Origin of the sequence: Mesorhizobium sp. CC13, from assembly GCF_039907765.1 — a bacterium.
In the GTDB taxonomy this organism is placed as follows: domain Bacteria; phylum Pseudomonadota; class Alphaproteobacteria; order Rhizobiales; family Rhizobiaceae; genus Aminobacter.
In genome coordinates this window covers 236623-262343 of the sequence record NZ_JARDJI010000004.1, presented here as the reverse complement: position 1 = coordinate 262343, position 25721 = coordinate 236623, and the positions used below count along the sequence as shown (strand labels likewise).

At 66.1% G+C, this 25721-nt stretch carries 24 protein-coding genes, 1 tRNA gene and 2 pseudogenes; 12 read left to right on the top strand and 15 right to left on the bottom strand.

The genetic code is table 11. The features are described from left to right. Positions 1–83 precede the first annotated feature (83 nt). The gene (locus PV773_RS09160; protein ID WP_347966051.1) at positions 84–1085 is read left to right on the top strand and encodes a Tim44 domain-containing protein; all 1002 of its coding nucleotides are present in this window, start codon (positions 84–86) and stop codon (positions 1083–1085) included. Between the two features lie 276 nt (positions 1086–1361). Here PV773_RS09160 and PV773_RS09155 read toward each other — a convergent pair. The 5 genes and pseudogenes from PV773_RS09155 to PV773_RS09135 all read right to left on the bottom strand — a co-directional run. Then, positions 1362–1478 (bottom strand): annotated as a pseudogene (locus PV773_RS09155) (acetyltransferase); the annotation flags it as partial. Between the two features lie 159 nt (positions 1479–1637). Next, the gene (locus tag PV773_RS09150; protein ID WP_347966050.1) at positions 1638–2255 is read right to left on the bottom strand and encodes a DapH/DapD/GlmU-related protein; all 618 of its coding nucleotides are present in this window, start codon (positions 2253–2255) and stop codon (positions 1638–1640) included. Beyond that, complete coding sequence (gene phnL, locus PV773_RS09145; RefSeq protein WP_347966049.1) at positions 2252–2959, bottom strand: phosphonate C-P lyase system protein PhnL; 708 nt, start codon at positions 2957–2959, stop codon at positions 2252–2254. Before phnL ends, PV773_RS09150 begins: the two co-directional genes overlap by 4 nt. Before the next feature lie 2 nt (positions 2960–2961). Continuing rightward, positions 2962–3738, bottom strand: a complete 777-nt coding sequence (gene phnK, locus PV773_RS09140) for a phosphonate C-P lyase system protein PhnK (RefSeq protein WP_347966048.1) — start codon at positions 3736–3738, stop codon at positions 2962–2964. A 162-nt stretch (positions 3739–3900) separates the two neighbouring features. Further along, positions 3901–4761 (bottom strand): annotated as a pseudogene (locus PV773_RS09135) (alpha-D-ribose 1-methylphosphonate 5-phosphate C-P-lyase PhnJ); the annotation flags it as partial. Between the two features lie 110 nt (positions 4762–4871). Between PV773_RS09135 and PV773_RS09130 the strand changes: the two are divergent. Continuing rightward, positions 4872–5075, top strand: a complete 204-nt coding sequence (locus PV773_RS09130; RefSeq protein WP_347966047.1) for a hypothetical protein — start codon at positions 4872–4874, stop codon at positions 5073–5075. A gap of 54 nt (positions 5076–5129) precedes the next feature. Next, a complete protein-coding gene (locus PV773_RS09125; protein WP_347966046.1) occupies positions 5130–5561 on the top strand; it encodes a type II toxin-antitoxin system HicB family antitoxin in 432 nt (143 codons plus the stop codon). 23 nt (positions 5562–5584) lie between these two features. On the opposite strand, the gene PV773_RS09120 is transcribed toward PV773_RS09125, so the two are convergent. The 3 genes from PV773_RS09120 to phnG are packed head-to-tail and all read right to left on the bottom strand — an operon-like array spanning position 5585 to position 7768. Beyond that, a complete protein-coding gene (locus tag PV773_RS09120; protein ID WP_347966045.1) occupies positions 5585–6694 on the bottom strand; it encodes a carbon-phosphorus lyase complex subunit PhnI in 1110 nt (369 codons plus the stop codon). A gap of 1 nt (position 6695) precedes the next feature. Then, the gene (gene phnH / locus PV773_RS09115; RefSeq protein WP_347966044.1) at positions 6696–7304 is read right to left on the bottom strand and encodes a phosphonate C-P lyase system protein PhnH; all 609 of its coding nucleotides are present in this window, start codon (positions 7302–7304) and stop codon (positions 6696–6698) included. Continuing rightward, a complete protein-coding gene (gene phnG / locus PV773_RS09110; RefSeq protein WP_347966043.1) occupies positions 7304–7768 on the bottom strand; it encodes a phosphonate C-P lyase system protein PhnG in 465 nt (154 codons plus the stop codon). The genes phnH and phnG overlap by 1 nt, the downstream gene beginning before the upstream one ends. 90 nt (positions 7769–7858) lie before the next feature. Here phnG and phnF point away from each other — a divergent pair, with 90 nt between their 5' ends. Together phnF and PV773_RS09100 are read left to right on the top strand one after the other, a co-directional pair. Further along, the gene (gene phnF, locus PV773_RS09105; protein ID WP_347966042.1) at positions 7859–8629 is read left to right on the top strand and encodes a phosphonate metabolism transcriptional regulator PhnF; all 771 of its coding nucleotides are present in this window, start codon (positions 7859–7861) and stop codon (positions 8627–8629) included. Between the two features lie 226 nt (positions 8630–8855). Then, positions 8856–11051: an esterase-like activity of phytase family protein gene (locus PV773_RS09100; RefSeq protein ID WP_347966088.1), complete on the top strand. Its 2196-nt coding sequence runs from the start codon at positions 8856–8858 to the stop codon at positions 11049–11051. A gap of 57 nt (positions 11052–11108) precedes the next feature. Here the strand turns inward: PV773_RS09100 and PV773_RS09095 are convergent, their stop codons facing one another. Together PV773_RS09095 and PV773_RS09090 are read right to left on the bottom strand one after the other, a co-directional pair. Further along, positions 11109–12119: an amino acid ABC transporter substrate-binding protein gene (locus PV773_RS09095; protein ID WP_347966041.1), complete on the bottom strand. Its 1011-nt coding sequence runs from the start codon at positions 12117–12119 to the stop codon at positions 11109–11111. Between the two features lie 114 nt (positions 12120–12233). Next, positions 12234–15287 (bottom strand): aminotransferase class III-fold pyridoxal phosphate-dependent enzyme, encoded by a 3054-nt coding sequence (locus PV773_RS09090; RefSeq protein ID WP_347966040.1) that lies wholly within the window; start codon positions 15285–15287, stop codon positions 12234–12236. Between the two features lie 130 nt (positions 15288–15417). On the opposite strand from PV773_RS09090, the gene PV773_RS09085 reads away from it, so the two are divergent. Next, positions 15418–15855, top strand: a complete 438-nt coding sequence (locus PV773_RS09085; RefSeq protein WP_347966039.1) for an Lrp/AsnC family transcriptional regulator — start codon at positions 15418–15420, stop codon at positions 15853–15855. A 5-nt stretch (positions 15856–15860) separates the two neighbouring features. Here the strand turns inward: PV773_RS09085 and PV773_RS09080 are convergent, their stop codons facing one another. Further along, a complete protein-coding gene (locus tag PV773_RS09080) occupies positions 15861–16856 on the bottom strand; it encodes an AraC family transcriptional regulator (RefSeq protein ID WP_347966038.1) in 996 nt (331 codons plus the stop codon). A 221-nt stretch (positions 16857–17077) separates the two neighbouring features. Between PV773_RS09080 and PV773_RS09075 the strand changes: the two genes are divergently transcribed. Continuing rightward, entirely contained in the window at positions 17078–17530 is a 453-nt protein-coding gene (locus PV773_RS09075) for a cupin domain-containing protein (RefSeq protein ID WP_347966037.1), read from the top strand. 85 nt (positions 17531–17615) lie between these two features. Continuing rightward, complete coding sequence (locus tag PV773_RS09070) at positions 17616–19103, top strand: NAD(P)/FAD-dependent oxidoreductase (protein WP_347966036.1); 1488 nt, start codon at positions 17616–17618, stop codon at positions 19101–19103. A gap of 90 nt (positions 19104–19193) precedes the next feature. Here the strand turns inward: PV773_RS09070 and PV773_RS09065 are convergent. Beyond that, positions 19194–19268: transfer RNA gene (locus tag PV773_RS09065), tRNA-Val, on the bottom strand. Between the two features lie 203 nt (positions 19269–19471). Next, positions 19472–19834, bottom strand: a complete 363-nt coding sequence (locus PV773_RS09060) for a response regulator (RefSeq protein WP_018429348.1) — start codon at positions 19832–19834, stop codon at positions 19472–19474. 228 nt (positions 19835–20062) lie between these two features. Here PV773_RS09060 and PV773_RS09055 point away from each other — a divergent pair, with 228 nt between their 5' ends. Further along, positions 20063–20953: an N-formylglutamate amidohydrolase gene (locus PV773_RS09055; protein WP_347966035.1), complete on the top strand. Its 891-nt coding sequence runs from the start codon at positions 20063–20065 to the stop codon at positions 20951–20953. A 221-nt stretch (positions 20954–21174) separates the two neighbouring features. After that, positions 21175–21948 carry a histidinol-phosphatase gene (hisN, locus tag PV773_RS09050; RefSeq protein ID WP_347966034.1) on the top strand — a complete coding sequence of 258 codons (774 nt, stop codon included), beginning with the start codon at positions 21175–21177 and terminating at the stop codon, positions 21946–21948. Positions 21949–21978: 30 nt separating this feature from the next. On the opposite strand, the gene PV773_RS09045 is transcribed toward hisN, so the two are convergent. Continuing rightward, the gene (locus PV773_RS09045) at positions 21979–22938 is read right to left on the bottom strand and encodes an alpha/beta hydrolase (RefSeq protein WP_347966033.1); all 960 of its coding nucleotides are present in this window, start codon (positions 22936–22938) and stop codon (positions 21979–21981) included. A 449-nt stretch (positions 22939–23387) separates the two neighbouring features. Here PV773_RS09045 and PV773_RS09040 point away from each other — a divergent pair, with 449 nt between their 5' ends. After that, positions 23388–23855 carry an Hsp20 family protein gene (locus PV773_RS09040; RefSeq protein ID WP_347966032.1) on the top strand — a complete coding sequence of 156 codons (468 nt, stop codon included), beginning with the start codon at positions 23388–23390 and terminating at the stop codon, positions 23853–23855. A 111-nt stretch (positions 23856–23966) separates the two neighbouring features. Next, positions 23967–24434 (top strand): HEPN family nuclease, encoded by a 468-nt coding sequence (locus PV773_RS09035; RefSeq protein WP_347966031.1) that lies wholly within the window; start codon positions 23967–23969, stop codon positions 24432–24434. On the opposite strand, the gene PV773_RS09030 is transcribed toward PV773_RS09035, so the two are convergent. Further along, positions 24426–25484: a low specificity L-threonine aldolase gene (locus PV773_RS09030; protein ID WP_347966030.1), complete on the bottom strand. Its 1059-nt coding sequence runs from the start codon at positions 25482–25484 to the stop codon at positions 24426–24428. The genes PV773_RS09035 and PV773_RS09030 overlap by 9 nt on opposite strands. Positions 25485–25721 lie beyond the last annotated feature (237 nt).

The following is a 25721-nucleotide window of genomic DNA, read 5'->3' as shown; positions in this document are numbered from 1 at the left end:
CTTCGCAAAAACTTGAAGTGGCAACCCTGTCACTACGTTTGTTAGTCATTATATGAGAGCCGACGTCACTTGAGGATCCGCCGATGAAACTGTCCCGAACGACCCGCCTCGCCACCCTTTTCGCGGGCCTGTTCCTCGCCTTTTCCATGGTCGCGGTCGACCAGGCCGATGCCCGCCGCAACGGCAGCTTCGGCAGCCGCGGCACGCGCACCTTCCAGTCGGCGCCGCCGACGCGCACCGCGCCGCAGCCGACCGCGCCCACCGAGCGGTCGATGACGCCGAACACCGGCCAGGCGACGCCGAACAGCGCCGCGCGGCCGGGCACGGCCATGCAGCCGCAGCGGCCCGGCTTCATGAACGGCTTCGGCCGCTCGATGCTGGGCGGCCTGCTTATGGGTGGCCTGATCGGCATGCTGCTCGGCCAGGGCTTCGGCGGTCTCGCCGGCATGTTCGGCATGCTCTTGCAGGTGCTGCTCATCGGCGGCGCCATCTGGCTGGCCTTACGCCTGTTCCGCTCGCAGCCGGCGCGCAACTCCGGCCCGGCAATGGCCGGCGGCCCGGCCGGCGGCGGCAACTTCAACTATCGCGACGCTGCACCGCGCGAGGAGGGCAAGCGCGCCTTCAACATCCCCAACATCGGCGGCGGGCTGGGCTCGGCCGCGCAGCAGCGGGCGACGAGGGAGATCGAGGTCAACCAGGGCGACCTGGACACCTTCCAGCGCATGCTGACCGAGGTGCAGGAGGCCTTCGGCCGCGAAGACCACAAGGCGCTGCGCCGGCTGCTGACGCCGGAGATGGTTTCGTACCTCTCCGAGGAACTGGCCGAGAACGCCCAGGACGGCGTGCGCAACGACGTGACCGACGTGCAGCTGCTGCAGGCCGACATCGCCGAGGCGTGGAACGAGGGCGACCGCGACTATGCGACGGCCGCGCTCAACTATCAGTCGATCGACGTGACCCGCAACCGGACGACCGGCGCTCTGGTGGACGGCGATGAGAACGAGCCGACGGAGACGACCGAACTCTGGACCTTCGTCCGCCAGAACGGCGGCGACTGGCAGCTCTCGGCGATCCAGCAGGCGTAGGGCTTGGGCGACTTGTACCCCCACCCCTAGCCCCTCCCCACAAGGGGGAGGGGGACAAATTCTCCGCCGTCGCCGGCCAAAATCATCGACAGCATTTTGCAGCCAGACGGTCGTGTCTGGCGTCGCGAATGCGGCCAAGAAGAACAGCCGGAGCGGCGGCATTGCATTCGTCAGGATGCCCGCAGCTCCAAGTCTTGGCACCGGACGGTGGTGCGGCAAAGTACCCCTCCCCCTTGTGGGGAGGGGGTAGGGGTGGGGGTATCGGCGATTGCCCTGTCAGCCGCCGTGCTTTTCCAGAAATTCTTCCGCCGAGAGGTTGCGAAAATCGTCGAGCGCGGTGCGCAGCCTGGCATGGTCCCAGTCCCACCAGGCGAGCGCCTGGAAGCGTTCGGCGATCCAGCAGACCTGAGCACCCGCGACCTGGCCCCTCATCCCCCTGCCGGGACCTTCTCCCCGCAGGCGGGGAGAAGGGGGCTGTCCGCAACGTTGACGCCTCCCTCTCCCCGTCTTTCACGGGGAGAGGGTAAGGGTGAGGGGCAGCAGGAACTTAAGTTACCCGCCGTGCTTCTCGAGGAACTCTTCGGCCGAGAGATTGCGGAAGTCATCGAGCGCCGTCCGTAGCCTGGCATGATCCCAGTCCCACCAAGCCAGCGCCTGGAAACGCTCCGCCGTCCTGCGGTCGAAGCGCTCGCGCAGCGGCTTGGCCGGCACGCCGGCGACGATGGTGTAGGGTGCGACGTCCTTGGTGACGACGGCGCCCGAGCCGACCGCCGCACCGTCGCCGACGGTGATGCCGGGCAGCACCGTCGAGCCGTGGCCGAGCCAGGTATCGTGGCCGATGGTCACTGCATTCGAGCGGCGCCATTCGAAGAACTCGGTCTCGTGCTCGGCATCCTCCCAATAGTCGGAGGCGCGGTAGGTGAAGTGGTGCAGCGTCGGCCGCCAGGTCGGGTGATTGGTGGCGTTGCAGCGGACGCTTGCTGCGATGTTGGCGAACTTGCCCACCGTGGTGCACCACAGGCTGCAGTCCTGCATGACGTAGGAATAGTCGCCGAGCGAGCTTTCGCCGATGCGGGTGCGCTCGGACACCTCGGTCCAGCGGCCGAGTGTCGACTGCGTCACCTCGGCGGTCGGATGGATCCAGGGCTGTTCGGACAGCTTGCGGCTCATGCTGCAACCTTTCCGGCGGCGAAGGCGGTGACGTCGACGATGCGGTCGGCGACCGCCTCGCGCACATCGGCATCGTGGAAGATGCCGAGCAGGGCTGTGCCCCTCAGCTTCTTCTCCTCGATCAGGCCGATCACGACCTCGCGGTTGGTGGCGTCGAGCGAGGCCGTCGGCTCGTCGAGCAGGAGCAGCGGATGGTCGGTGATGAAGCCGCGGGCGATGTTGACGCGTTGCTGCTCGCCGCCGGAGAAGGTGGCCGGCGGCAGGCTCCACAGGCGCTCGGGCAGGTTCAGCCGGCCGAGCAGGTCGGAGGCGCGGGCATTGGCCTCGTCGCGGGCGGTGCCGCGGGCGAGCAGCGGCTCGGCGACGACGTCGAGCGCCGAAACGCGCGGCACCGTGCGCAGGAACTGGCTGACATAGCCGATGGTGTCGCGGCGAACCGCCAGCACCGTGCGCGGGTTGGCGGTGGCGAGATCGACCAGCTGGCCGCGGTGCTCGACGATGATCTGGCCCTGGTCGACGCCGTAGTTGCCGTAGACCATCTTCAGGATCGAGCTCTTGCCGGCGCCCGAGGGGCCGCCGAGCACGGCGCATTCGCCCGCGCGGACCGAGAATGAGACGTTGGCGACCACGGGCAGCCGGATGCCGCCGCGCAGGTGCATGGTGAAGGCCTTGGCGACCTCGGAGACGATGAGTGGCGTTGCCATTGTCACACCTGAAGGATCGAGGAAACGAGGAGCTGGGTGTAGGGCGCGCGCGGGTCGTCGAGCACGCGGTCGGTGAGACCGCTTTCCACGACATGGCCGTCCTTCATCACCATCATGCGCTGCGACAGGAGCCGGGCGACGGCGAGGTCGTGGGTGACGATTATGGCAGCCAGGCCGAGATCGGTCACAAGCCCGCGCAACAGGTCGAGCAGGCGCGCCTGCACCGACACGTCGAGGCCGCCGGTCGGCTCGTCCATGAACACCAGCCTGGGGCCGGTGACGAGGTTGCGGGCGATCTGCAGGCGCTGGCGCATGCCGCCGGAGAAGGCGCGAGGTTCATCATCGATCCGCTCCTCGCCGATCTCGACGCGGGACAGCCAGTCGATGGCGGTTCCGCGGATGTTGCCGTAGTGGCGGTTGCCGACGGCCATCAGCCGCTCGCCGACATTGGCGCCGGCGGAAACCGTCATGCGCAGGCCGTCGGCCGGGTTCTGGTGAACAAAACCCCAGTCGGTGCGCATCAGGAAGCGGCGTTCGGCCTCGCTCATGCGGTAGAGGTCGCGCCACTGGCCGTCGCGCATGCGGTAGCTGGCGGTGCCCGACGTCGGCAGCAGGCGGGTTGCCAGGCAGTTGAGCAGGGTGGTCTTGCCCGAGCCGGACTCGCCGACAACGGCCAGCACTTCGCCCGGCCAGAGGTCGAAGGAGATGTCCTCGCAGCCGATGCGCGAGCCGTAATATTTGGACAGCGCCGTGACGCGCAGCAGCGGTTCGTCGGTCACTTTGAAATCTCCTTTCTGGTCTCTTCGGCGCCGCGCTGCCCCTCACCCTTACCCTCTCCCCGTGCAGAACGGGGAGAGGGGGGGCATGGACGTTGGAGCCTCCTCCTTCTCCCCGTTCTTACGGGGAGAAGGTCCGGCAGGGGATGAGGGGCAGCTCGACGTTTCGGGATTCAGATGCCCGACATGCCCGTCCTTGCGGCGCGTCTCGCAATGGTCGGTGTCGGAACAGACGAACATGTGCCCGCCGTGATCGTCGAGGATGACCTCGTCGAGATAGACCTGCTCGGCCCCGCAAAGGGCGCAGGGCTGGTCGAAGCTCTGGATCTCGAAAGGATGGTCCTCGAAGTCGAGGCTGACGACCTCGGTGAAGGGCGGCACGGCGTAGATGCGCTTTTCGCGGCCGGCGCCGAACAGCTGGAGCGCCGGCGACATGTGCATCTTCGGATTGTCGAACTTCGGCGTCGGCGAGGGGTCCATCACGTAGCGCCCCTCGACCTTGACCGGATAGGCGTAGGTCGTGGCGATGCGGCCGTGCCTGGCGATGTCCTCGTAGAGCTTGACGTGCATCAGGCCGTATTCCTCGAGCGCGTGCATCTTGCGGGTTTCGGTCTCGCGCGGCTCGAGGAAGCGCAGCGGCTCGGGGATCGGCACCTGGTAGACCAGCGTCTGGCCCTCGGTCAGCGGATGCTCGGGGATGCGGTGGCGGGTCTGGATGATGGTCGCGCGTGCCGTCTCGGTGGTGACGGCGATGTCGGCGACCTTCTGGAAGAAGGCGCGGATCGAGACCGCGTTGGTGGTGTCGTCGGCGCCCTGGTCGATGACCTTGAGCACGTCGTCGGGGCCGATGATCGAGGCCGTCACCTGCACGCCGCCGGTGCCCCAGCCATAGGGCATCGGCATTTCGCGGCTGGCGAACGGCACCTGGTAGCCGGGAATGGCGATGCCCTTGAGGATCGCCCGGCGGATCATCCTTTTGGTCTGCTCGTCGAGATAGGCGAAGTTGTAGGTTGCGATGTCAGTCATGATCTGGACTTCCTGGCCGTTGCACAGCGCCTCTCGGCGTTGCGACCCTCCTTGCGCTTGCGATCCGTACAAAAATGTGCGAATTTGCTTGCGGCGAGGGGATGCGATGGATGAAACGGGAGGCTCTGATCCGGGAGCTTCGGGCTTTGGCACGGAAGACCGGAAAGCACTTCGAAGTGCTTCAGGACCATGGCAAGGGATCCCACTACCGGGTTGTCTTTGGCGACCGTTTCACCATGCTCAAAGCGGGCAAGTCGGGAGAGCTCAAACCCGGTTACGTGGCGCTCGTGAAGAGGCAACTCGGCATCGAATGACGGCTCGATTTGCCTCTTGTACTGCCTACGGCTGCTGCAGCTAAGGAAACGGACATGGAATACGTCTTTGCTGCCGATTTTCAGGCGGATCCCGATGGTGGGTACATCGTAACCTTCCCGGATGTCCCCGAGGCGATCACCTTCGGAGACGATTTGGCCGAGGCACGCTCCAGCGCGGCAGAGGCGCTTGGTTTCGCCCTGCGCGGCTATCTGGCTCTCAACCGGCCGCTTCCGGCGCCGATCGCCAAGCGCAAGGGACTGGTGGCAATTCCGGTCAGCGCCACCACGGCGTTGAAGCTGGCCGTGATCGAAGCGTTTCGTGCCAGTGGCATGTCGAAGTCGGACTTTGGACGTCTGCTGGGCAAGGCAGAGGGGGAGGCTCGCCGCATCCTTGATCCTGATCATCCGACCAAGGTCCAGGCGCTCGAAGCGGCGCTCGCGCTGCTCGGCAAGGACATCGTGATTTCGGTGCGCGACGCTGCGTAGGGCCGCATCCAGTGGGTAGGCGCTCATTCCGCCGCCTCCCGCTGTTCTGCTTCTGATGTCTGGTTGCGCTTCTCGTGTTCGCCGCGCATGCGGCGGACGAGGTCGAGTTCGGCCTGGAAGTCGACATAGTGCGGCAGCTTCAGGTGCTCGACGAAGCCGGTGGCCTGGACGTTGTCGGAGTGCGAGATGACGAACTCCTCGTCCTGCGCGGGCGCGGTGATGTCTTCGCCCAGCTCGCCTGCGCGTAGCGCGCGGTCGCACAGCGCCATCGCCATCGCCTTGCGCTCTGACTGGCCGAAGACCAGTCCGTAGCCGCGGGTGAACTGCGGTGGCGCCTTGGCCGAGCCCTTGAACTGATTGACCATCTGGCACTCGGTGACGCGGATGCGACCGAGCGTGACGGGGAAGGGCAGTTCCGGCACGTCGAGCTCCAGCTCGACCTCGCCGATGCGGACCTCGCCGACGAAGGGATGGCTGCGGCCATAGCCGCGCTGGGTCGAATAGCCGAGCGCGAGGAGAAAACCCTCGTCGCCGCGCGACAGCGCCTGCAGGCGGATGTCCCGTTCCATCGGGAACTCCAGCGGTTCGCGGGTGATGTCGCCGGTGATATGATCCTCGGGCAGCTCGCCGTCGGCCTCGATCAGGCCCTCATGGGCGAGGATCTCGGACACGCGCGCCATGCGCTGGCCGTCGCCCTCGCGTTGCTCGGGCTCGGCGATGGCAGGGTCGTTGGCGAGTTCGGGGTCGAGCAGGCGGTGGGTGTAGTCGAAGGTCGGGCCGAGCAGCTGGCCGCCGGGCAGGTCCTTGTAGGTGGCCGAGACGCGGCGCTCGACCTGCATGGCGGCGGTGTCGATCGGCCTGGTGTAGCCGAAGCGCGGCAGGGTGGTGCGGTAGGCGCGGACGAGGAAGATCGCTTCGATCAGGTCGCCGCGCGACTGCACGATGGCGAGTGCCGCCAGCTCGCGGTCGTAGAGGGAGCCTTCCGACATGACGCGGTCGACGCCGAGCGCCAGCTGCTCGACGATCTGGTCGAGGCGCAGAGCCGGCACCGAACGGTCGCCGCGGCGGCGGTCGGCGAGCAGGCGGTGCGCGTTGGCAATGGCTGCCTCGCCGCCTTTGACTGCAACATACATGTCAGGCCTCCATCATCTTTATGCGTGTGGTGCGGGGCAGGCAGGCGACCGCGTCGGGTGCGGCCAGGATGAGGTCCGTGCCGCGCGGGAAGCGTGCGCCGTTCTGCTTCCACTGCTCGACGAAATGGCGCGGCAGCGGCGTCGGCGCGATCATTGCGGTCGTCTCGATTCCGGGGCCTTTGAGTTCCAGCGGTTCGCCCGCCGTCAGGCTTTCCACCTGCAGGATCAGCGTGGTCGAGCGATCTGGATATTCCTGGGTCCCTTGCGCAAAATTCTCGAGCGCGATCAGCGTCGCCGGATTGGCGACGAGGGCGAAATGCGCGTCCGCCGGCGTTGGGGCCAGCGGCGCGCCGCTGTGGAAGGCGAGCCAGGACCTTGCCGCCGCCGAGACCTGGAGCGGGGTGTCGAGCCACAGCGGCGTGTCGTGGTCGCACAGGGTGAGGGCCACCGCACCTGCGGTTGCCGACAGCGGCGCAGGCGGCTGGGCGAGGGCAACGACCGGCTGGACCGTGCCGGGGCGCGCCATGGCGTCCATGACGGCGCGAAACACCGCCTGGGCGTCGAATACGGGGGCGGCGAAACCGCCGTCGATGACGTCGAGCTGTTCCATCAGTCTTCTCCGCGAACCATGGTGAAGAAGTCGACCTTGGTGGCTGCCGTCTCGGCGCGCCTGGTGGCATCGGCCTCGACCTGGGCGGCGCGCAGGGTGGCGAGAATCTTGACCTCGATCTCGGCGCGGCGCGCCGGGTTCTGCCAGAGCGCGTCGGCGATGGCCGACAGCCTGGCCTTTTCCTTGTCGCGGCCGAGCGCATAGGAATGGCCGATCTCGCCCGAGGGCAGACGCACCGTGGCGCGGGTCACCGTCGCCTCGCCGAAGTTGAAGGGCGCGCCGCCGCCGCCGATGCGGCCGCGCACCGACACGAGGCCGGTCTCGGGCCCGCGCAGCATTTCGGCCTCACTGGAAATGCCTGCCTCCGCGCACAGCCGCTTCAACTCATGCACGGGCGCCAAAGCGAGCGCCGCCATGGCCGCTTTCCGCTGCGCTTCCAGTTCTCGTTCTTGCCGTCGGTCCATCTCGATTGCCGCTCCACTTCGTATTTGTCTATTGTTCTATACAACCGAACAACATACAATGGGCTTGTAGAGAGGCTCCGTGACGGGCGCATGACAGGGACGGTGAATTTGAGCGGGCAGGAACAGGAACAGGCGGTGACGCGCAAGAGCGGCGTGGCGCTGTGGCGCCAGATCGCCGACCAGGTCAGGCAGGCGATATCAGCTGGCACGCTGGGCGCCGACGGCAAGCTGCCGCCGGAAATGGTCCTGTCCGAGCGTTTCGGAGTCAACCGACACACGCTGCGCAGCGCCATCGCGGCGCTGGTGCAGGAGGGCGTGTTGAGGGCAGAGCAGGGCCGGGGCACATTCGTCGAAAGCCGGCAGAAACTGTCCTACCCGATCTCGGCGCGGACGCGCTTCTCCACCGGCGTGCGCAGCCAGACGCGCGACAGGCGTAGCCTGTTGCTCTCCCATGCGGTGGAGCCGGCGACCAAGCGCGTCGCCGAAGGGCTCGGCCTGACAGAAGGCGCGCCGGTGGTCCGGCTGGAGACGCTGAGCGAAGCCGACGACCGCCCGGTGTCGCGCGCCACCAGCTGGTTCGATGCCGAACGTTTTCCCGGATATGCCGAGGCCTATGCAGAGACGGGCTCGATCACGCTCGCCTTCCAGCGCTATGGCATCGAGGACTATTTCCGCAAGTCCACCCTGGTGTCGGCGCGCCATGCCGACGCGGCCGACCTCGCCGATCTCAAGCTGTCGGCCGGCGCCATCGTGCTGGTCGCAGTCGCCGTCAATGTCGATGCCGACGGCGTGCCGATCCAGTATGCCGAAACGCGCTTCGTCGCCGACCGGGTCGAACTCAGCGTCTCGACCGAAGCCTAGAGCCTGTCCGCTTTTCTTCGAATCGCGGAAAGGCTCTATCGCTTTGTTCTTACGCAATTCCGGACGGAAAACCGCTACGCACTTTTCCTCGAATTGCTCTGGGCTCTGGGTTGTCACCAAACCGTCGTGCAGCCGTCATCGTGCTGAAATCTCGCTCGCCCAAACGGAATCCGCAGAATCCGTTCAGGCAAAGAGGTTTTCCATGTCAGGCGACATTTCGGGCATGATGCCCCGCAAGCTCCTGCTTCTGACCGCCACTCTCGCGGCGTCGGCGGCGATCCCGGCCCACGCGGCTGAAACGTTCAACCGCATCGCCACCTTCCCGGTCGCGCGGAACCTGCCGGCCGACATCGACCCGGCGACGCCGACCTCGTCCGAGATCGTCACGGCCAGCCAGGACGGCATGACGCTGGTCTATTCCGACAGCCCGCTGGGCGCGGTCGGTTTCGTCGACATCACCGACGCCAAGGCGCCGAAGGCCGCCGGCATCGTCAAGATCGAGGGCGAGCCGACCTCGGTCGTCATCGCCGGCGCCAAGGTTCTCGCCGGGGTCAACACCTCGAAGAGCAAGCAGCAGCCGTCGGGCAACCTCACCGTCATCGACCTCGCCTCCAAGAAGATCGACGCCAGCTGCGATCTCGGCGGCCAGCCCGATTCGGTGGCGCTCAGCAAGGACGGCAAGTACCTGGCCATCGCCATCGAGAACGAGCGCGACGAGGAACTCAACGACGGCGAGCTGCCGCAGCTGCCGGCCGGCAACCTGAAGATCGTGGCGCTCACGGACGGCACGCCCGACTGCGCCACGATCAATACCGTCGACCTCACCGGCATCGCCATGGTGGCGCCGGAGGATCCGGAGCCGGAATTCGTTTCCTTCAACGACAAGGGCGAGATCGCCGTCACGCTGCAGGAGAACAACCACGTCGCCATCGTCGACGCCGCGACCGCCAAGATCGTATCGCATTTCTCGGCCGGCGAAGTGACGCTCGAGAAGGTCGACACCAAGAAGGACGGGGCGATCGGCTTCACCGGCAAGGTCGAGAATTCTCCACGCGAGCCCGATGCCGTGAAGTGGCTGGACGACGACCGCCTCGTCGTCGCCAACGAGGGCGACTACAAGGGCGGCGCCCGCGGCTTCACCATCTTCTCCAAGGCGGGCGAGGTGCTCTACGAATCCGGTCCGGCCTTCGAGTACCAGGCGGCGGCGGCCGGCCACTATCCGGACCACCGCAACAAGAAGGGCATCGAGCCCGAAGGCATCGAGGTCGCGAGCTTCGGCGACCAGAAGCTGATCTTCGTCGCGGCCGAGCGCGCCTCGCTGGTCGGCGTCTACAAGGACACCGGCAAGGAGCCGGAGTTCCTGCAGCTCTTGCCCTCGGGCATCGGCCCGGAAGGGCTGGTGGCGATCCCGCAGCGCAACCTGCTCGTCACCGCCAACGAGACCGACCTGGTCGAGGACGGCCTCGCCCGCTCGCACGTGATGGTCTATGAGCGCGGCGAAGGCGATGCCGCCTATCCGCAGATCGTGTCGAGCTTCGGCGAGGACGGCACGCCGCTCGGCTGGGGCGCGCTTTCGGGCCTCGCCGCCGACCCGAAGGAGAGCGGCAGGCTCTATGCCGTGTCCGATTCGGTCTACCGCTCGCAGCCGTCGATCTACACCATCGACACGACCAGGACCCCTGCCGTGATCTCGGCCAGGACCGTGGTCACCCGCGACGGCGCCCCGGCGCAGAAGCTCGACCTCGAAGGCATCGTCTCCGACGGCAAGGACGGCTTCTGGCTGGCCTCGGAAGGCCGCAGCGACAAGCTCGTGCCGCACGCCGTCTACAAGGTCGACGCCAAGGGCGCGATCAAGGAGGAGATCGCCTTCCCGGCGGAACTGCTCGCCGGCGAGACCCGCTACGGCCTCGAAGGCATCACCACCATCGGCGAAGGCGACGAACTCATGCTCGTCACGGCCGTGCAGCGCGAATGGGGCGACGACCCCAAGGGCCAGGTCAAGCTCGTCGCCTACAAGCCCAAGGACAAGGAGTGGTCGGCGGTGCGCTATCCGCTCGACGCCAGCGAGAAAGGCTGGGTCGGCCTGTCGGAGATCACCGCCCATGACGGCAAGCTCTATGTCGTCGAGCGCGACAACCTGATCGGCCAGGAAGCCGGGATCAAGCGCGTCTATGCAGTGGCGCTCGACGGCTTCAAGCCGGCCAAGCTCGGCGGCGAGCTGCCGGTGGTCGCAAAGACGCTGGTGCGCGACCTCATGCCCGACCTCAAGGCGGCGACCAATGGTTACGTCGTCGACAAGGTCGAGGGTTTTGCAATCGACAAGGACGGCCAGGCCTTCGTGGTGACCGACAATGACGGCGTCGACGACTCCTCGGGCGAGACGCTGTTCATCCGCCTGGGCAACATCGCCGCCGTCAACTGACCGGATGAAAGTGGAAAGCCGCGGCACGAGGTGCCGCGGCTTTTTCATGCGAGGGGTTCAGCGCACCGGCGGGGCGTACATCAGCCCGCCGGCATTCCATTGGGCGTTGATGCCGCGGTCGATCTTGAGCTGGCTCGACTGGCCGAGATTGCGCTCGAAGATTTCGCCGTAGTTGCCGACCTTGGAGACGACATTGTAGGCCCAGCGCGGATCGAGGCCGAGCTGCTGGCCGCTGTCGCCATCGGCGCCGAGGAAGCGCTTGATGGCCGGGTTGGCCGAGGTGAGGCCGGCTTCGGCGTTGTCCTTGGTGATGCCGAGCTCTTCGGCCTCGATCAGCGCGAACAGCGTCCAGCGGACGATGCTGAACCACTTGTCGTCGCCCTGGCGCACGGCCGGTCCAAGCGGCTCCTTGGAGATGATCTCGGGCAGCACGGTGTAGTTGGCCGGATTGGCGAGCTTGAGGCGCTGCGCATAAAGCGCGGAAGCGTCGGTGGTGTAGACGTCGCAGCGGCCGGTGTCGAAGGCCTTGATGATGCCGTCGGCGGAATCGATGACGACCGGCTCGTATTTCAGCTTGTTGGCGCTGAAATAGTCGGCGACGTTCTGCTCGGTCGTGGTGCCCTGCTCGGTGCAGACGGTGGCGCCCGACAGCTTCAGGGCGCTGTCGACGCCGAGGTCCTTGCGCACCATGAAGCCCTGGCCGTCATAATAGGCGGTGCCGACGAAACGCAGGCCGAGGCTGGAATCGCGCGACAGCGTCCAGGTGGTCTGGCGCGACAGAAGGTCGACGGATCCCGACTGCACGGCGGTGAAACGCTCCTTGGTCGACAGCGGCACGTAGCTGACCTTCTCGGCATCGCCGAGCACGGCAGCCGCCACGGCGCGGCAGATGTCGATGTCGAAGCCCGACCACTTGCCGGCGTCGTCAGGCGCCGAGAAGCCCGCGACGCCCTGGCTGACGCCGCAGGTGACGGTGCCGCGCTGCTTGACGATGTCGAGCGTGTCGGCCTTGGCCGGCACGGTAATCGCCGTCGTGCCGAGCAGAAGTGCTGAGATCAGATGTTTCATTGTGTTTCCTCCTCCCTGGGTTCGAGGCAAAGCCTCTTCGTGCCGCCGGCGCCGGGCGCCGGAAGTTGCTGTTGGTCGCTTGTGTCGAATGCAGCCGCGCTTACCGCGCGGTATTTACTGGCCGCTGGCCTCCACGGCGGCAAAGGTCTCCTCGAGAACGCCGACGAGATGATCGGCATTGGCACGACTGAAGATCATCGGCGGGCGCATCTTGAGCACGTTGTCGTGCGGGCCCTCGGTGCCGATGAGCACGCCGCGGGCGCGGGCTCCGTCATTGACCCTGCGGGCGAAGGCCGTGGCCGGCTCCCTGGTATTGCGGTCGGCGACCAGCTCGATGCCGAGGAACAGGCCCATGCCCCTGACGTCGCCGATGACCTCGTAGCGTTTCTGCATGTCGCGGAAACGCTCGACGAGATAGGCGCCGACAGCGGCCGCGTTGTCGCGCAGGCGATCGCGCTCGATGACATCGAGCACGGCGAGGCCGGCGGCACAGGACACCGGGTTGCCGCCGAAGGTGTTGAAATACTCCATGCCGTTGTTGAAGCGGTCGGCGATGTCGCGCGTGGTGACCAGCGCCGACATCGGGTGGCCGTTGCCGATGGGCTTGCCCATGGTGACGATGTCGGGGACCACGCTCTGCGTCTCGAAGGCCCACCAGTGGCTGCCGACGCGGCCGAAGCCGACTTGCACCTCGTCGGCGATGCACAGGCCGCCGGCGGCACGCACCATGGCGTAGACTTCCCGGAGGTAGCCCTCGGGGAGGAAAACCTGGCCGGCGACGCTGGGGATGGATTCGGCGATGAAGAAGGCCAGCGCGCGGCCCTCTCTGCGCATGGTCTCTATCTGCTCGGCGATGCTTTCGGCGAAGCGCCTTGCATGTTGTTCGACCGGCCAGTCGCTTGGTGCGCGGTAGCTGTCGGGGATGGCCGCCTCGAAGACATGGGCCGGCCGGCCCTTGCCGCCCTTGCGCTTGTATTTGTAGGGGCTGAGGTCGATCAGCTCCTGGGTGGTGCCGTGATAGGCCCAGTCGAGCACCAGCGCGTCATTGCGACCGGTGAGCGTGCGCGACATGCGCAGCGCCAGCGAATTGGCCTCGCTGCCCGAGCAGGCAAAGGACGCGACCGACAGGCCCTCCGGCAAGGTCGCGGTCAGCCGTTCGGCATAGGTGACGATGGCGTCGTGCAGGTAGCGCGTGTTGGTGTTGAGCCTGGCCGCCTGGGTGGCGATGGCCTCGACGACGTCGGGGTGGGCGTGGCCGAGGTGGCAGACATTGTTGAAGCAATCGAGATAGGCGCGGCCGCGGTCATCGATCAGCCAGGCGCCCTCGCCGCGCACGAATTTGATCGGCTCGGAATAGGAGATCGACAGGTTGGGCAGCAGCGAGGTTTTCCGCGCCGCCACGATCTCCGGCCGGGTGCGGCCGGACTGGTGGAAGGTCTCGGGCGGGATGCCGGCCAACGTCGCCGCATCCGGGAACAGTTCGGCCCAGACGTCGAGATAACGCGCCTCGCCGACGCCGAGGATGTCGCGGGCGGCGAGATCGGGGTCGGTCGAAATCTGGAAATGCAGATGCGGCGCCCAGCCGCCGTTCTCGGCGGGCGCGCCCATCTCCCCGACGAGCGCGCCGGCGGCCAGCTTGTCGCCCGGCTTGAGGCGCGCCATCGCCTCATGCGCCATGTGGCCCCAGAGCGTGACGAAGGGCGGGCAGCCCTCGGGCGCGTGCTCGAGCGCGATCAGGCAGCCGTAGCCGAGCGGGTCGTCCTCGATCTCGACGCTTTTCACTGTGGCGGCCAGCGGCGTGTAGACCCGGGTAGCCGCCGGCATGAACAGGTCGAGACCGAGGTGATGGATACGGCGGGCACCCTCGACGAAGCGCGACCAGAAGATGTCCGACGTATAGACGGTGCGCGCCTCGCCCCAGGGGCCGATGCCGAGGGCTATGTTGTTCTCGGCGCACCATGCGTCCCACCAGGCGGTGGCCTTGTCGGGCTCTCGGCCGGCCGAGGTGACCGTCATCGGATGGGCCGGATCGCCATAGGGCACCAGCGCCTTGGCGAGCGTTGCGGGATGCTGGTCGAGCACCGGTGCGAAGCTCTTGCGGTTGGCCGCGATCCAGGCGGTGACGGCCTTGGCACCCGGCGCCGCGTCGAAGCCGCAGGCATGGCGCAGGATCGCGGTGGCAAAGCGTCGGTTCATTGCGTCGAGGCGACGCAGCAAGCGCCAGGCGGGCGCCTCGGAAATGGCGAGATAGGGATTGTCGCCGACCTGCGCCTTGCGCACCGCCGACAGCGACACGGAGATGACCAGGCGCATGGCGATGAGGTCGAACAGCAGGTCGATCTCATCCTCGCGCAGCGGATATTCGGCATGGAAGCCGGCGGCGAGTGCGGCTGCGGCGCCGATCGGGTCCTCGACGTCGAGGATGGAATAGGCACAGGCGACCGCCACCTCGGCGATCAGGGGCGAGTGCAGCGCATCGCCGAAATCGATGACGCCGGCGATGCGGGTATGGTCGTTTTCGTCGACCAGCACGTTCCAGTCGTTGGCGTCGTTGTGGATGACCTGGGCGCGCAGGGCCGGAAGCTTCGGCGCGACGTCGGCGTCGAAGCGGTCGAGGAAACGTTCGAGCAGGGCACGGTCGCTGGCGTCGGTGATATGGGCAAGGCGGTCGCGGGCGGCGCCGGCCTGGCGGATGTCCCAGTCGAAGCTTCTCAGCGCGCCGGGGTGGATGAAACCCTGCAGGGCGCGGTCGAGCTTGCCGAGGGCCGCGCCGAGACCGGCGAGCACCTGCGGCGTGCGGTCAACTTCGGCCAGTGGCAGGCCGGGCAGCCAGGAGACCAGGCGCAGCGCGTGCTCGCCCCCGCCGGCCGCCGCCGTGCGGGCGAGCCAGGCTCCGTCGCGGTTGCGCTTGAGGCGAGGGGCGCCGAGGCTCGGGCTCGTGCTTGCCAGGTGATCGAGCAGCGCCACCTGGAACGCGCTTTCCTGGCGCGGCTCGGAGGCATTGACGATCTTGAAGATCCAGTCGCCCTCGGCCGACATCAGGCGGAAATTCTGATCGCGCTCGCTGGCGAGCGGGGTGGCGACGCCGCCGATGCCGAAATGGCCGGCGGCGAGTGCCGCGGCCTCTTCGCGGGAGAATTGCGGCGCGGGGTGGTTTACGTCGGTCATCGGCATTCCGGATTTTCTGATGCCGAAGCTTGGCACGGGCGCAAAAATCGGGCATCCGGCAATGTGACGGTTACACCGGCACTTCGCGTGCATCGACCGGCACATTCACGGCGACCGACGGAAGCGGACGATGAAGGAACTCGACGCCAGGGACAGGGACATTCTCGGCATCCTGTCGAAGGAGGCGCGCATCCCGATGAAGGCGCTTGCGGCGCGCATCGGGCTGTCGCGAAGTGCCACCACCGAGCGAGTGGCGATGCTGGAAAAGAGCGGCGTCATCCGCGGCTATCGCGCCGATATCGGCCAGATGGACCAGGGGCTGGTGTCGGCCTTCCTGATGGTGACATTGGCCCGCACTCCGGCCATCGGCGTGCTCGACCAGCTGGCGCGGCATTCGGAGGTGCGGCGCGTCTCCTCGGTGTCGGGCCAGCTCGACCTCATCGTCGAGGTCGAGGTGCCCTCCATCGACAGGCTGAACACGCTGCGCGACGTCATCGCCACCCATCCGAGCGTCGACGACCTGACGACGCTGATCGTCCTGCGGCGGGACATCGACCGGGTCGAGTGAGGCAGTCAGCCCATTTCCGGCCGGGCGTGGCCGAAGTCGTGGCGCGTTCGCCGCGTCTCGCGGGGAAGCTCGCCGAATTCATGCCGGTATTCGGCGGCGAAGCGGCCGAAATGGGTGAAGCCCCATTTGAGCGCGACGTCGGTGACGGTGGCATCGCTCGCCACCAGGTCGAAACGGGCGCGGCGCATGCGTTCCCGGGTCAGCGCGCGCATCGGCGAGAAGCCGAAGGCATTCCTGTAGGCCAGTTGCAGCGTCCTGGGCGCCACGCCGGCGGCCTCGGCGATCTCGAGCAGCCCGATGGACGAGGCGACGTTGGCGCGGATGAACTCCTCGGCGCGCTTGAGGTGGCGGGGCGCCGCACCTTGCCTGCGGTCGTCGAAGAACAGGCTCATATTGTTGGGCTGGCTGCGCAGGAACAGCTCCAGGAGGTGCTGCTCGTGCATCGCCTGCCGGATGCCCGCAGCGGGCGAGGGCGCCTTCATGTCGGCGGCGTGGAAGAGCGAGTTCGCCAAGCGCCGCCATGCCTGCATCTCGGGCCGGGAAAAATCGATCAGCGGGTCGAAGATCAGCGGTCCGGGGATGTCGCGGTCGAGCAGGCGCATGGCAAGGGCATGCAGCGGCGCCTTGCGCACCTGGATGTGCAACTGGGCGCAGCCCTGCCACCACTTCATCCTGGTCGCCAGGTCGGCGTTGAGGACGGAAGCGACGTTGCGGTTGGTCAGGAATTCACGCGTGCCGTTGCGGATGGTCGCCGTGCCGGCGATCGGCATCTGGATCAGGTAGAAGTCGCCGAGTTCGCCCGGGTCGATCAGCACGTCGGCGCCGTAGCTGATGTAGTTGAGCGAGATCATCTCGCCGGGCACGTAATTGTGCGTGACGCGAAACGCGCTTCGATCACCGATGATGTCCAGCCGGTGATCGCAGAATTTCTGGGCGACGCGCTCCCTCGCGTAATCGAGATCGCTCGACTGAAACAAGACATGGTTTGAAAGCGGTACCATCCGACCGGACGCCTCCTCCATCGGCATCGGTGAGACTAGCATCGATCCTCCGGCTGCCAATGAAAATGCGTGGCGGTGCCCGCGCCCCGCAGCATTTTTGCGTTTTCTGGATAGTCGTCGCGCATTCCGGCTAGTGCCTCGGCGACGTCTGCAGCAATCTTCGGCGCGGAACAAATGAAAGGGTCGCGTCTGGTAGGCCCTTCGAACAGAGGGAGCATTCGATGAGCAAGGAACTCGCCAAGGGCATCACCCGCAAGGGCGACGGCCATGCCGGCAAGACATGGAACATCCTCGGGCAGGTCTATTTCCCGAAGGCGGTGTGCGATTCCACCTTCGCCTTCGAGACCAACAGCGAGCCGGGCCAGTTCGTGCCCGTGCACATCCATCCGACCCAGGAAGAGTTCATCCTCGTGCAGGAAGGCGAGCTCGATCTCAAGCTCGACGGCGAATGGGTGAAGGCCAGGGCCGGCGACCTGGTGCGCATGCCGCGCGGCATCCCGCACGGCTACTTCAACAAGTCGGACAAGCCGGCAAGGGCGCTGTTCTGGGTGTCGCCGGCGCGCATGCTGGAAGAGCTGTTCAACAAGCTCGACAACCTCGCCGACCCGGCCGAAGTGGTGAAGATCTCGGCCCAGCACGAGGTCGAGTTCCTGCCGCCCGAGGCGAACGCCTAGCCACCGGATCAGAGACCGCCGCCCGCCACGGCGCACGCGACCTCGTCGCGTGCGCGGGCGAACTTGCGTCCTGGAGGAAAGCAAAATGGTCGAGAAGAAGAAAGTCTGCGTCGTTGGCGCGGGCGTGAGCGGGCTCGCGGCCGCGAACGCCTTCAAGCAACGTGGCCACGAGGTGCACGTCGTCGAGCGCGGCACGGATCTGGGCGGCGTGTGGGAGCCGTCGCGCTCCTATCCCGACGTGCAGACGCAAAGCCCGAAGGATCTCTATCGCTACACCTCCATGCCGATGCCGGACGACTATCCGGAATGGCCGAAGGGCACGCAGGTCCACGCTTATCTGAAGAGCTATGCCGAGCGGAACGGGCTCGTGCCGCTGATCCGCTACGGCACCAAGGTCGTGTCCATGCGGCGGCGCGAAGGGGCGAAGGGCTGGAGCGTCGGGCTCGCCGCCGGCGACGGACAGACGGCGAGCGAGGACTTCGACTTCGTTGCGGTCTGCACCGGCAATTTCAGCGAAAAGCGCGAGCTGGTGCATCCGGGCCAGGACGATTTCACCGCGGCCGGCGGCCAGGTGCTGCATTCCTCGGAATACAACGATCCCGCGACCGTTAAGGGCAAGCGCGTGGTCGTGCTCGGCTTCTCGAAATCCGCCACCGACATCGCCGTCAACGCGGTCAATTCGGGTGCCGCCGGGGTCACCATCGTCTATCTCGAACCGGTCTGGCGCATTCCGTACTTCATCGGCGGCCTGATCAACTTCAAGCGCATCCTCTATGTCCGCGCCCAGGAGGTGATGTTCCCGAGCTGGAACCAGCCGCTTGTGGCGCGGCTCGCGCACGCTCTCGCCAAGCCGCTGGTCTGGGCCAACTGGCGGGCGCTGGAAAGCCTGCTCTCGGTCCAGCTCAAGCTGAAGAAGACCGGGCTCAGGCCGACGAAGCCGATCGAAACCACCATCAACTGCTCGGTCCCGATCGTCACGCCGGGTTTCTTCGACATGGTGGCGGATGGGCGCATCAAGGCGATCAAGGGAACGATCTCAGGCTACGAACGGGGCACCGTGCTGCTGTCGGGCGGGGAACGCGTGTCGGCCGACATGGCCATCCTTGCCGTCGGCTGGAAATCCGGCGTGCCGTTCCTGCCGGACGAGTACCAGCGCAAGCTGGTCGAGCCGGACGGGCAATACCGGCTCTACCGGGTCATCGCCAATCCCGACCTGCCCGACATGGGCTTCGTCGGCTTCAACTCGTCGTTCTGCACGGTGCTGAGCGCCGAGCTCGCCGCCAACTGGCTGGTGCGCTATGCGGACGGCAAGCTGGGACGCCAGCCGACGCGCCAGGAGATGGCCGACAACATCGAGATGATGCTGCACTGGAAGCGCAGCGAGAGGCCGGCGGCGGGCGTCTATGGCGGCCTGTGCGTCGCGCCCTATCATTTCAAGCATTTTGACGAGCTGCTGGCCGACATCGGTGCAAGCAAGAGACGGCGCAACCCATTGGCCGAAAACTTCGCGCCGCCGAATGCCGACGCCTACGCGGCCTATCTGGCGAGCGCGCCGGACTATCGCGCGGCATAGCACCGCGCGACAGGCGCGTGCCTGGCGGCGCACCTACCCGGGCGGAAGTTTCTTTGCCCGGTTTTGTCTTGCGATAACAGGGAGTTCGGATGGTGGGCGTGACAGGGATTGAACCTGTGACCCCTACGATGTCAACGTAGTGCTCTCCCGCTGAGCTACACGCCCATCCGACGCGGCGGATACACCACTTTTGATCCGGCGCGTCAATAGCGCCGGTGGTGGATTTTTGCGCCTTTTGTCAAAACCCCCGAAGACGCTGGGGAAACCGCGGCCGCCCCGTGCAGCCAGCGGGGCGCGAAAGACCCGGTATGGTGCCGGCAAACCGAAATGCCCCTCTTGGGGGCGAATCTTCTGCTTCGCCACACGCCTCAGGCGGCGTGCAGCATCTTCTCGACCTCGTTGACGAGATCGCGCAGGTGGAATGGCTTGGAAAGCACCTTGGCGTCGCGCGGCGCCTTCGAATCGGGGTTGAGCGCCACCGCCGCGAAGCCGGTGATGAACATCACCTTGAGGTCGGGATCGATCTCGGTGGCGCGGCGGGCGAGCTCGATGCCGTCCATCTCCGGCATGACGATGTCCGTCAGAAGCAGCGAAAAAGGTTCCTCGCGCAGCCGCTCGTAAGCGCTCGCGCCATTGTCGAAGTCGCTCACCTGGTAGCCGGCGCGCTCCAGCGCCTTGACCAGGAAGCGGCGCATGTCGTCGTCGTCTTCTGCCAGAAGAATGCGTGCCATCAGTATCCCGTCCGAATCAGCGGTCGAAGCCGCCCCCCAAAGGGGCTTCGTTAACCATCTTCTATATGAGTTCCGGACGGTAAACATCAAGTGAATGCCGCGCCCGAAACGTGACGCCGCGAGGCCCGCTTCCACGGCTTTTCCAGGCGGCGACATGCTGGACACCGGCGCGCGCAGATGGCACCTTCCAGCGATGAGTGAGCGTATCCTGCAGGTCCATCAGAACCGATGACCCCAGCCGAAGATTTCTCGGTGCTGCCACCGTTCGAAGTGAGGACGAGTGCCGAGCAGCGCGTGCCCTTCGTGTTCAATTCGCCGCACAGCGGGCGCTGCTATCCCAAACGCTTCCTGGCCATGACGAGGCTCGACGCCAGCGCCATCCGGCGCTCGGAGGACTGCTACGTCGACGAGCTCTTCGGCACCGCGGTGATGCTCGGCGCGCCGATGCTGACGGCGCATTTCCCGCGCGCCTATCTCGACGTCAATCGCGAACCGTGGGAACTCGACCCGCGCATGTTCGCCGAGCCGGTGCCGCCCTTCGCCAACATCCGCTCGGCCCGCGTCGCGGGCGGGCTCGGCACCGTGCCGAAGCTGGTGGGCGAGGGGCTCGACATCTATCCGGGCCGGCTGCCGCTGTCGGAGGCGGTCGGCCGCATCGAATGCGTCTACAAGCCCTATCACGAGACGCTGAAGCGGCTGGTCACCCGCACGCACGCCCGCTTCGGCTATGCGGTGCTCGTCGACTGCCATTCGATGCCCGCTTCCGTGCGTGTCGGCGACAATGGCGTGCGGCCGGACTTCATCGTCGGCGACCGATTCGGCACGTCGGCCGCGCCGGCGCTCACCGAGCGGGCCATCGGCCTGCTGGCGGCAATGGGCTATACCGTGGCGCACAATAAACCCTATGCCGGCGGCTTCATCACCGAGCATTACGGCCGGCCGGCGCGCAACCTCCACGCCTTGCAGATCGAGATCAATCGCGGGCTCTACATGGACGAGCGGACGCTGGAGAAGTCGGCCGGCTTCGACGCGCTTCTCGACGATCTGGCGCGGTTTTCGGCGGATTTGATGGCTGTTCCGGACCACCATTTCCTCGACCTGCCGCTCGCTGCGGAGTAGGGATGGCCGCCGGCGGCTAAAAAAAGACCGCTCCGGAGAGCGGTCGAAGTCTAGGGAGGAAACGCCCAAGGAGGGCATGGACAGGTCGCCCTGTCCGAGGATCAGATTATTGTGCGCTGCACAAAAGTCAAGGCGCTTTGGGCTTTTTTAGTTCAAGTTGATGTGGCTATTGCCGCTGACCGGGCGGCGTGGCATCCACGCAACGGTCAGACATGGGGTGAATGATGGTCGACGCCGAGTTCATGCGACGGATCGCAAGTGCCGCAGCCGCGCAGACCCTGCCGCGCTTCCGCCAGCAGGGCGCGGTGGCCAACAAGCTCGCCGGCGGCTTCGATCCGGTGACCGAGGCCGACCAGGAGGCCGAGCGCGCCATCCGCGCGCTGATCAACGCCGAGTTCCCCGACCATGGCATACTGGGCGAGGAGCACGGCGGCGAGAACACCGGGAACAGCCATGTCTGGGTCATCGACCCGATCGACGGCACGCGCGCCTTCATCTCCGGGCTGCCGGTGTGGGGCACGCTGGTCGGGCTGACGGTCGACGGCGACGCGGTCGCCGGCATGATGTCGCAGCCCTTCACCGGCGAGCTGTTCTATGCCGACGGCAAGGGTGCGCACTATGAGGGGCCGGGCGGGCCGCGCCGGCTTGCGGTGCGCAAGACGACGTCGCTGTCGGAAGCGACCATCTTCACCACCACGCCGGCGCTGTTCCGCGGGGAGATGCGCAAGCGCTACGACGACCTCGAGGCCAGGGTGCGGCTCGCACGCTACGGAACCGATTGCTACGCCTTCGCCATGGTCGCCGCGGGCCAGGTCGACATCGTCGTCGACCCCGGCCTCAAGCCCTACGACATCGTCGCGCTGATCCCGATCATCGAGCAGGCCGGCGGCATCGTCACCACCTTCGAGGGCGGGCCGGCGGAGAACGGCGGCGACGTCATTGCCGCTGCGACGCCCGAGCTGCACAGGGCGGCGCTGGCGGTGCTGGCCGGGTAGACCGGCCTTCCGGGCGCCGTTTCGCCGGTATCAGTCGACCGCCGTCGGAGTGCCTGGAACAAAGGCGTCGATCGCGGCCAGCAGCTGCTCGCGATAGATGTCGGCTTCCTGCAGGATCTCGTGGCGGGCGCCGTCGATGGTGAGCAGCGAGGCGAGCCGGGCGCGGGCGGCGAAATCCTCTGCCGCGGCCCTCGACACGACCTCGTCGGCACCGGCGGTGACGACCAGCATCGGCACCTTGAGCGCTGCCATGAAGGCAGGGTCGCGGACCGCCTGCGACGCCTTGGCCGCCTCGGTGAGCCAGGAGATTGTCGGCCCGCCGACCGCAAGCTCGGGATAGGTCTCGTAGAGCAGCTGGTTGCGGCGGTAGCGACGCTGGTCGCTGGTCAGCTTGTTGGTCTCGAACGGCGTTCCCTGGCGCGACCGCGGCCCCCAGGCGGCGTAGAGGCGGCCGAGGCCCAGGCAGCGCAGCACGGTGCCGATGCGGGCGATCGCCTTCATCGACAGCGGCACGCCGACGACCTCGAGGAACGGCGCTATCAGCACCATGCGCTGGATGCGGTTGACCATCGAGGGGGCCGACAGCAGGGCGACGAGCGCCCCGCTGGAATGGGCGATCAGGAAATAGGGGCCGCGGCAATCGGGCAGCACGATCTGCTCGAAGAAGGCCTCGAGATCGCGCACATAATGGTCGAAGCTCCTGACGTAGCCGCGATGGGCGTCCTTGAGCAGCCGCTCCGAGGCGCCCTGGCCGCGCCAGTCGAAGGTGGCGGTGGCGAGACCGCGAACCGAAAGGTCGCGGGCGGTCTCGAAATATTTCTCGACGCACTCGTTGCGGCCCGGCAGCAGCACCACCGTGCCCTTGAACGGATGCGAGGTCGCCGGAAGCAGCGCATAGCGCAAGCGCTTGCCGTCATGGGCGGCGAAACTGCCGCTCCTGGCCCGCTCCGGAACAGGATTGCCGGGGATCTCGTGGAACTGGTCCGTCATCAGGCGATTCGGCTCGGGATTGGCTGCCGGGGATCCGGCCACAACTGAGGGTGATAGAAAGGGTGGGGCCGAAAATCAAAGGAATTCCGCGAAGGCCGCCGTCGGCGAACGTACGAGGCCGGAGGCAGCTTGCGGGATGCCTCCGGCCTCTGTCGATCCGGGAGGAAGGGACGTTACACCCGGTTCGGCCTCGCTGGCGGCTGGCGCCGCCTGTCTCTGAACTTGGCAACACCTTACGGGGCCGGGCCTGAACGGAGGCCGAAGGCGCGGTTCATCTGCGGTTCATCAAGCGGGCGGCGAGGACCTTCCAGAGGCGACTTGAAATGCCGTCGGGCCACCCCCAAATGTCTTCTGCGGCGCCCAGAAGGGGCCGCTGAACCACCGCCGGAACGCCAGAAGGGTTCCGCCCCGGATCAAACGCAAACCTTGTTGCTCAATGGAGAACACCCATGCGTCACGTTGATTTTTCCTCGCTCCACCGCTCGACCGTCGGCTTCGACCGGCTGTTCAACATGCTTGACGGCCTCGGCCAGCCGGAAGGCGGCACCAGCTATCCGCCTTACAACATCGAGCGCACCGGCGAGGACGCCTACCGCATCAGCATGGCCGTTGCCGGCTTCTCGGAGACCGAGATTTCGATCGAGGCCCACCGCAACGTGCTGACGGTCAAGGGCGAGCGCGGCAACGAAGGCACCGGCGAAGGCTCGGAGCTGCTCTATCGCGGCATCGCCTCGCGCGCCTTCGAGCGCCGCTTCCAGCTTGCCGACCATGTCGAGGTCGTAGGCGCCAACCTCAAGAACGGCCTGCTCCACATCGATCTCAAGCGGACCATCCCGGAAGAGCTGAAGCCTCGCAAGATCGCGATCTCGGCTGCTCCGGCCCAGGCCAAGCAGATCGAGGCCAACACGGTCAACTAAGGACCGATCCTCCCAAGGAGAAAAGGCGGCGCCTTCGGGCGCCGCCTTTTTCGTTGCGTGGTAATGTTATATGTTTGGAGACAAAATTGTATCTGCTTACGGGAGGGCCAATTGGACATCGATCGTAACACAATTTCGGGATTCGCCCGCCGAGTAAGGAAGAACCTCTTGTTCGTCATGCAGGCCAAGGAACGTGGCGCTGATGTCCATGTCGTCACAGAATTGATAAATTCGATGCTAGGTCTACTTATTTTCCCGTACGAACATTTAAAGCGAGGCGGAATTAGTCAAATAGATGCGATTGATTTGAGTGAACTTCAGAGAAATGGTTGGCCAGCTTGGGATTTTCGCATCGGATCTTGTGAAAATCTTGGAGAACTATGCTATCACATCAGGAATTCACTTTCGCACCGGCGTGTTTATTTTTCGGGAGATGAGAGAGAGCTCAAGCAGGTTCGCGTAACGTTTTCTGATCGGCCGAAGAATGCCCCCGTCGACAATTGGTCGGTGTCAATAAGCGGGGCGGATCTCTTTGAGTTCATATTGCGATTTTCGGAACGCGTTGAGAATTCAACGTAGTGCTGAAATCAACTCGCCGAGGCGGCCGATCTCGTCCGTGGTGGTGGCGAAGCTGGTGACGAAGCGATAGAGCGCTTCGGTGCCCCGGACCTGGCCGGCGAGGGTCGCCGGCACATTCCAGTCGTAGAAGGCGGCACCGGCTTCGAGCGCCCTTGCCGCGGCCGCCCTGTCGATGATGGCGAACACCTCGTTGGCCTCGGGGCGCCAGGCGAGGCGCGCCACCTTCGAGCCGTCGAGCACGCCGGCCAGCCTGGTCGCCATCGCATTGGCGTGGCGGGCCGTCTCCAGCCACAGACCGGCGTCGAAATAGGCGTCGAACTGCGCCGAGATGAAGCGCGACTTGGAGAACAGCTGGGCCGAGCGCTTGCGCAGGAAGTGCATTTCCATGGCGCGGTCGAGGTCGAACATGACGATCGCCTCGGCGCACCAGCAGCCGTTCTTGGTGCCGCCGAAGGAGACGATGTCGACGCCGCGCTTCCACGTCATCTCCGCGGGCGAAACGTCGAGCGAGACCAGTGCGTTGGCGAAGCGGGCGCCGTCCATGTGCAGCGGCACGCCGTGGCGCTTGGCGATCGCCGAGATGGCCGAGATGTCGTCGAGGCCATAGACGGTTCCGACCTCGGTCGACTGGGTCACCGAGATCGCCGCCGGGCGTCCGCCATGGACGTTTTCCGAGGCGAAGCGGCCGACGGCGCGTTCGAGGTTGCCGATATCCATGCGGCCGAGCGGGCCGTCGACCGGGAAGAGCCGCGACCCGGCGGAGAGGAACTCGGGCGCACCGCACTCGTCCTCGATGATGTGCGCCTCGCGGTGGCCGAAGGAAATGCCGCCCGGCTTGCCGTAGGCGGCCAGCGCAAGCGAGTTGGCGGCAGTGCCCGTCGCCACGAAGAAGACCGCGACCTCGCGCTCGAAGACCTCGCTGAAGCGCTCGTACACCTTGCGGTCGAGGTCGCCGTCGCCATAGGCGCGGCTGAAGCCGGCAGCGCTCACCGAGAGCCTTTCCGCGATCCTGGGGTGGGCGCCGGCCCAGTTGTCAGATGCGAAAAACATGTCGTCCGTCCGTAACCTGGCTTTGGGAGAGTGTCCTGAGCTAGAGCGGATTTGACCGCCTGCATCAAGTCCGATGCGGTGAAATCGATTGTGGCAGCGGAAAAAGCGGACTTGACCGGGTGTTCAAAAATTACGCGGCATGCGCGTCCGTTGTAATTTTCTGTCTCTGGCGGCGCGGAAAATTCGTGAATCGGTCTTGTGCGTATTCAAGAATTCTGTCATACGAAATTTAGGACA